The following is a 4,481-nucleotide window of genomic DNA, read 5'->3' as shown; positions in this document are numbered from 1 at the left end:
GCGGAGCCGGTCGGGCGGGCGGCCGTCGAGCCGGACGAGGGGGTGGACACGGAGGCGGCCGGGCCGGCCGACGAGGAGTCGGAGCGCCAGGACAAGGCCCGGACCCGCCGTATCGCCGGAACGCGCGCCATGGCAGCCCTCACCGACCGGGCCCCCCGCGTGATCGGCGTCATCTCGGCCGTGACGCTGCTCCTCGGCCTCAGTGCCCTGATGGGGGCGGCGATCACCGAGAAGGTGCCGGGCGAGGCCGCGCGCGGCGCGTCCCCCTTCGTGGCGGGCGCCGCCGACACCGCGCAGGCCCTCGGGTCCTGGCTGATCGGCTTCGGGTTCATCCTCTTCGTCGCGTCCGGCCGCCGCGCCTACAAGGACGCCTCCGCGCGCCGCACCATCGGCATCCTGTGGGACGTCGGCACGTTCTGGCCGCGCGCCGCCCATCCCTTCGCGCCGCCCTGCTACGCCGAGCGTGCCGTGCCCGACCTGACCTGGCGCATGGCGACGTGGACACGGGCCACCGGCGGGCGGCTCGTCCTCTCCGGGCACTCCCAGGGCAGCGTCCTCGCGGCGGCGGCAGCCTGGCAGCTGACCCCGTCGGTCCGGGGGCGGGTCGCGCTGCTCACCTACGGCTCACCGCTGGAGCGGCTGTACGGGCGCTGGTTCCCGGCCCACTTCGGCCCGCACGCCCTCGGCTCCCTGCACCGCGAGGTGGACTGCTGGCGCAACCTGTACCGCCTGACCGACCCCATCGGTGGCCCGGTGCGCCTGCCCGGTGGCTGCGGTCCCGGGGTCGACGCCGAGCCCTTCAAGGACCCTCTCGCCTACGGCCGTACCCCGGCCCATCCGCTGCCCGCCCCGATCCTCGGCCACTCCGACTACCAGGCCGACCCGGCCTTCGCGGCGGAACGCAAGCGGCTGCTGGACCGGATCGGGCCCGAGGTACCGGTCCCGCGCGGCGGGGAGTGAGACCCACGGGCGACCGGGTGACCGGGTGGCCCACGGGCCGCCCGGCCGCCTGGATCAGCGCGTCAGAACCTGCCCGTCACGGCAGCTCCGGCAGGTCCTCCGGGTAGAGCAGCGTGAGATCGTCCGTGCTCGGCTCGGCGAACTGCGCGACGCGGCCCGCGTGACGCTCGACCATCGCCTCGAAGGTCTGCCGCGCGGTGCGGCCGTTGCCGAACGTCGGCCCCTTCGGAATCGCCGTGAAGTACTTCAGCAGGGACTCGGAGGCGCCCGGGACCAGCCGGTACTCGTGCTCCTCGGCCTGCTGCTCCACGATCCGCAGCAACTCCTCCGGACCGTAGTCACCGAACCTGATGGTCCGTGAGAAACGGGACGCCACACCAGGGTTGACCTGAAGGAACCGTTCCATCTCGGCCGTGTACCCCGCGACGATCACCACCACCGCCTCCCGGTGGTCCTCCATCAGCTTCACCAGCGTGTCGATGGCCTCGCGGCCGAAGTCGCGGCCCGAGTCCTCGGGCGACAGCGCGTACGCCTCGTCGATGAACAGCACCCCGCCGCGTGCCCGGTCGAACGCCTCCTGGGTGCGGATGGCCGTGGAACCGATGTGCTCGCCGACGAGGTCGACCCGGGACACCTCGACGAGGTGGCCCTTCTCCAGGACGCCGAGCGAGGCCAGGATCTCGCCGTACAGGCGGGCGACCGTCGTCTTGCCGGTGCCCGGGGAGCCGGTGAAGACCAGGTGACGCCGGACGGAGGCCGCCTTGAGGCCCGCCTCCTGACGGCGCCGCCCCACCTCGATCATGTCGGTGAGGGCGCGCACCTCGAGCTTGACACTGTCCAGGCCCACCAGCGCGTCGAGTTCACCCAGCACGTCGTGCGAGGTCCGCGTCGGTTGCGAGGGCTCCGGGACGGCCGCGACGTACGGCTCCTGCTCGGTGGTGCGCTGGCCGGGGATCGAGCCCAGCAGGCCGGGTGAGTGACCCGTGGTCTGCACCGCGGTCTCCCGCGCCGCCGGTGGCCGCACCCCGGCGCTCTCGTCGCTCGTGCAGTCCTCGACCAGGGGACCGCCGCCCGTGTCGCCGGGGCCGCCGTCCGCGAACTCGTAGCCCCCGCGCGCGCAGCGCTCCGTACGGCACTTCCGCAGCGTCGTACGGCAGCCGTCGATCACATGGAAGCCGTAGCCGCCGCTGCCCGTCACCCGGCAGCCCACGAAGCTGCCGCGGCCCTCGGCCGAGACATAGAAGCCGGCCTCCGCGGGCGAGGTGACCGTGCAGCGCTCGATGGTGGGGTCGGCGCCCTTGGTGACGATCACACCCGTCTGCGTGCCGTCCACCGTGCAGCTGGACAGGGTGCCGCCGCTGCCATGGTCCCGGAACCAGGCGCCCGTCGCGGCATCCCTGATCCGGCAGTCGTCGAGCTGCGCGGTCGCCCCGTCGCTGACGGACACGGCCGTGTTGCGTACCTGCGTGAGGTCGCTGTCGACGACGTCCGCGCGCGAGCCGCGGTCCAGGACGAACAGCGCGTCGGGCACGTCGTGCACGCGGCACGACTCCAGCACGGCCGTCGCGCCGTCACTGACCCAGACCGCCGGATAGTCGCCCGTGCTGTCGAAGATCTCGCACTGGTTCGCGTCCACGCGCGTACCCGGGTCCCACACCGACAGGCCGTTGCGCCCGAACCGCCGCACCGTCGTGCGCGTCAGCGTGAGGACGGAGCGGGAGCGCAGGTCGACCGCGTTCTCAGGGATGTCGTGGATGCGGCAGTCGGCGAGCGTGAGCACGGCGTCCGTGTCCAGCGTGACCCCGTCCGCGCTGGTCCGGTGCACATCGCAGTCGGTGAGGTGTGCCGTGGCCCGCCCGGTGATCTGCACTCCGGAGCCCCGGACCTCGTACACCTCGCAGCCGACGGCCTCCAGCGAGGAGTTCTCACCGGTCGCCGACAGGCCCACCCCGGAGGCGTGGTGCATCCGGCAGCGCTCGAAGCGCGGGTGGGCGCCGCCGCGGACGGCGACCGCCGCCTGCCCGGCCGCCACGACCTCGCACTCCTCGAACACCCCGCTGCCGCCGTCCATGACGGCGATCCCGATCCCGGCCGGGTTGTCGACCGTGCAGCGGCGCACCGTCGGCCGTGCGTCACCGCGCACCTCGATGCCGGTCGCGGACCGCGTCACGATCCGCACGTCCAGCAGCTCCGGCACACCGCTCTCGACGAGCAGGGCGGGCGCGGCCGAGTCCTGGCCCTCCACGTGCAGGTCCTGCACCACGGCGGAGGCCCGCACGGTCAGCGGAACCCCGTCCACCGGGGCGATGCGCACGGAGCCCGGGGAGCCTTCGGGGCCCCGCAGGGTCACGGACCGCTGCAGCACGAGGTTCTCCCGGTACGTACCGGGAGCGACGGTGAGCACGTCGCCGTCGCTCGCGGCCTCCAGGGCCGCGGCGAGCGAAGCGTACTCACCTGTGCGGCGCCGCCACCGCGATGTGCCGGTGTGCGTCACCTGGACCGTGCCCTGTGCCATGGCGCTGCTGTGCCCCCACCTCGTTGAACGCGGGTCGTTAGCCGAACAGTTCGGCCGGTCCACCGTAGCGTGCGCGGGGACGGGCGGTTGACCAGAGCGGCAAGGCCGTCAGCTGCCTGTGCCCGTCCTCCCCCAGTCCGGGCCCGCCTTGTCCCATGCCTGGTCCCAACGGGCGTACCGGCGGCGGACCATGCGCCAGACGATCAGCCGCCTGGCGCCCTCCACGACCCCCGCGGCCAGCACCGCGGAGCCGAAACCGGCCAGCACCGCGTGCGTCGCCGCCGTGGCGGAGTCCAGCGGGCGGCCCACTATGCGGCCCTGCTGGTCGGTCCACAGCTTGAAGTGATCACCGGGGCGCGGGTTCTTGAGGTTCGCCAGCACCATGCCGTGCCGCCGGGTGCCGTCCGGCGCTGTCCAGTCGGCGATCACACGGCTGCTGCGGTCACGGGCGGTCGCGGTCTCCGGGTCCGGATCCAGCGGAGAGCCGTCGGCCTTCTTGACCACGGTGCCCGTCACGTCGTGCCGGGCCTGGCGCTGCTCCCTCACGGACTGCTGCAGGGCGTCCTGCGCGGCGGACCCGACGACGGCACCGATCACCGGCGCGGCCACGAGGATCAGCACGAGGGTGGCGAGGGCCAGCCAGGCCTCGACCAGATCCGTCGTGCGGCGCAGCGGATTGTGCCGCCAGCGCCAGACTCCGCCGATTGCGCGCACCGTCCCGCACCCCCTTTCCGCGTCCGTGATAACCCCGGTTGGAGCCGTCCACGCGCGGGCCCCGCCAAGAGAGAGCGAAATCACCCTTCCCGGCGGCCTCTCATGAACTTCTCATCAGGACCCAACGAGTACGGCCCTGGACTGTGTTCCCACCGTGGGTGATTCTACGGGGACCTGATCCCGCCGCCCGGTTCCGGCTAGTGACCTGGTTCGGAGATGCGTGAGCAGTAACGGCAGATTCGGTCGAGGATCTGGTCGGCCGTCTTGGCCCACTTGAAGGGCCTGGCCTGGT

General features: G+C 73.0%; 2 protein-coding genes and 1 pseudogene. 1 reads left to right on the top strand and 2 read right to left on the bottom strand.

Annotated elements, in window-relative coordinates; all coding sequences use genetic code 11:
- Positions 1-960, top strand: a pseudogene (locus tag AB0959_RS48465) (hypothetical protein); the annotation flags it as partial.
- A gap of 76 nt (positions 961-1,036) precedes the next feature.
- Here AB0959_RS48465 and AB0959_RS48460 read toward each other — a convergent pair.
- Both AB0959_RS48460 and AB0959_RS48455 read right to left on the bottom strand, forming a co-directional pair.
- Positions 1,037-3,475, bottom strand: a complete 2,439-nt coding sequence (locus AB0959_RS48460; protein ID WP_366833365.1) for a right-handed parallel beta-helix repeat-containing protein — start codon at positions 3,473-3,475, stop codon at positions 1,037-1,039.
- A gap of 108 nt (positions 3,476-3,583) precedes the next feature.
- Positions 3,584-4,189 carry a hypothetical protein gene (locus tag AB0959_RS48455; protein ID WP_366833364.1) on the bottom strand — a complete coding sequence of 202 codons (606 nt, stop codon included), beginning with the start codon at positions 4,187-4,189 and terminating at the stop codon, positions 3,584-3,586.
- Positions 4,190-4,481: the final 292 nt, after the last annotated feature.

The organism is Streptomyces sp. NPDC046862 (assembly GCF_040704615.1).
Classification (GTDB): Bacteria; Actinomycetota; Actinomycetes; order Streptomycetales; family Streptomycetaceae; genus Streptomyces.
The sequence above is the reverse complement of the archived record's forward strand: the minus strand, read 5'-3'. Positions and strand labels throughout refer to the sequence as shown.

Bases quoted from the DNA above. Each gene is read 5' to 3' on its own strand.
- AB0959_RS48460 (WP_366833365.1), bottom strand. From the start codon at position 3,475: ATGGCACAGGGCACGGTCCAGGTGACGCACACCGGCACATCGCGGTGG.